The sequence below is a fragment of the Nocardia acididurans genome (assembly GCF_016741815.1).
GTDB lineage: Bacteria > Actinomycetota > Actinomycetes > Mycobacteriales > Mycobacteriaceae > Nocardia > Nocardia acididurans.
In genome coordinates, this window is record NZ_JAERRJ010000041.1 from 1 (window position 1) to 2,686 (window position 2,686).

1 protein-coding gene is annotated in these 2,686 nt (G+C 62.7%); it reads right to left on the reverse strand.

Annotated elements, in window-relative coordinates:
- Window positions 1-2,686 (reverse strand): non-ribosomal peptide synthetase (locus JK358_RS38685; RefSeq protein ID WP_201958853.1); only part of this gene is annotated, 2,686 nt, incomplete at both ends.

The window sequence follows — 2,686 nt, forward strand, 5'->3', positions numbered from 1 at the left end:
CGATGCGGTCAACCCTGGTCGATCCCAATACCCGCGCGCCACATACAGGCCGGCGACGTACAACTCACCGATAACCCCTACTGGCACCTGCTGCAACCGGTCATCCAACACCATCAACGCCACACCTGACATCGGGGACCCGATCGACGGCACCCCCGACTTAGCCACCAAGGGCGAACTCATCGACACCCACACCGTCGTCTCGGTCGGGCCATAAACGTTGATCATGGTGTGGTCGGCCGCCCATGCGTCCGCCAACTCCGCAGAACACGGCTCACCGCCGACAATCACTGTGACCGTCGCGTCCACATCCCTTGGCGTCAGCATCGACAACGCCGACGGTGTCAACGGCAAATGCGTCACGCCCGACTGCGCGATAAACCCGCTCAGCCCTATGCCCGGCACTGCTTGCTCCTCGGTCGGCACCACCGCGGCCGCACCGGTCAATAAAGCGCACCACAAATTGCCCGCTGACACATCGAAAACCAGCGGAGCGAACTGGAGAATACGGCTCTGGGCACTGATGCCCGCTCGTTCCACGTGCGTGGCCACGAATTCCGCGAACCCTGAATGGGACACCGCGACGCCCTTCGGAACCCCTGTTGTGCCTGATGTGTACATCAGATACGCCAACTGGGACGCCATCGGAAATGGCACTGTTGCGACCGGGCCGGACTCGATCATCGGATCAGCCACGTCCAGTACCACGACGCCAGTCAATCCGGCCGAACCCAGCAGCGCTGTGACCTGGTCCAGCGCCCGAGTCGTCGTCAACACCGCCACTGGTGCGGAATCGGCTAAGACAAATCTCAGCCGCTCATCTGGATGAGCCGCATCCAACGGTACGTAGGCCGCACCGATCTGCAGCACCGCCGTGACCGCCGCGATCGCCACGTCCGAACGTGGCAACAACAATCCAACCCGATCGCCGCTGCGGACACCGGCCTGGATCAGCGCCCCAGCCAACCGGCCTGAGGCCTCGTCGAGTTCTCGATAGGTCCAGGACCGATCCCCGAAAAGCACTGCCACCGCATCTGGGGTCCGCTCGACCTGTTGAGCGAACAACTCTGGAATCGATATCCCCGGTGTCGACGCGGTGATTGTGACGTGGTTGCCCGTCCGAGCCAACATTCGACGTTCGGCGTCGTCGAGCAGCTCGACTGAGCCCACCCCAATGGTGGGGTCGTTGACTATGGCGGTCAGCACCCGCTGGAGTCGGGTTGTGAAGGTACCGGCGGTACGAGCGTCGATGATGTCAGTGCGGTATCCGAGAACGCCGGTGATGCCAGCGGGGTGCCCGTCGGAGTCGATTTGTTCAGTGAGCGACCAGGTCAGGTCGAAACGGACGGTGCCGGTGTCGATGTCCATCGGAGCAATATCCACACCGGTGACGTCCTCAGCGGTGGCGTCGGCGTTGGTTGTCTCGTGCCAAGCGAGCTCGACTTGGAATAGCGGGTGGTGGCTCAGAGAGCGTGTGGGGGCCAGGCGGTCCACCAGTACTTCGAACGGCACGTCTTGATGGGCGTAGGCCTGTAGGCAGCGCTCGCGGACTTGGGTAAGCACCTGGGCGAAGGTGGGGTTGCCAGCCAGATCCGTGCGCAGTACGAGGGTGTTGACGAAGAAGCCGACCAGATCGTTCAATGCCTCGTCAGTGCGTCCGGCGATCGGGTATCCCACCGCGATGTCGGTGCTGCCACTGATTTTGGATAGCAGCACCGCCAAGCTGGCTTGGAACACCATAAATACCGTCGCGTCGTGGTCGCGTGCGAGTTGCTGCAACTGCTGATGCAGGTGTGGTGACAACTCGAAACTTGCTCTGTCACCACGACCGTCGGCTACTGGAGGATATGGGCGATCCGTGGGCAGGCTCAGTCGGTCGGGCAACCCCGCCAGGCTGCGTTCCCAATATGCCAACTGCGTGTTGAGTTCGCTGCCGGGGTCGTCGAGGTCACCGAGCCAATCCCGCTGCCACAGCGTGTAATCGGCGTACTGCACCGGCAGTGGGGCCCAGTCTGGAGCCCGTCCCTCCTGTCGCGCCGAGTACGCTGCGTCCAGATCTCGAATCAACGGTGCCCAAGACCAGCCGTCGGCGGCGATGTGGTGCATCAACAAAACCAGCACACACTCGTGTGCCGTGACCTGGTAAACCTGTGCACGGATTGGGATTTCGACCGAGAGGTCGAACCCGTGGCGCGCCGCTGCGGCGACCTCCTGATCCAATCGGGTCCGGGTCCATTCGGTCGCGTCGGTGACGTGCCACCCCGGGTTGAGGTGGTCGACGGGCACTACGTGCTGGTATGCGATGCCGTCGGTGTCGGGGAAGGTGGTGCGCAATGCTTCGTGGCGAGCGATGACGTCGGTGACTGCGATGCCCAGTGCATCCATGTCCACAGAGCCGGTCAGGCGCAACACCAATGGCATGTTGTAGGTCGCCGAGGGACCGTCCAGCTGATACAGGAACCACAACCGGCTTTGCGCAAACGACAGCGGAACTACATCTGGACGCTCTACAGCCGCCAGCGTCGGTCGTCGACTACCAGATCCCTCGCTTTGCATCGACGCCGCAAGGCCGGCGACGGTCGGGGTCTGGAACATCCAGCGTACGTCGACGTCGATGTGGAGTGTGTCGCGTATGCCTGCGATGACACGCATGGCGGACAAGGAGTTGCCGCCGAGGTCGAAGAAG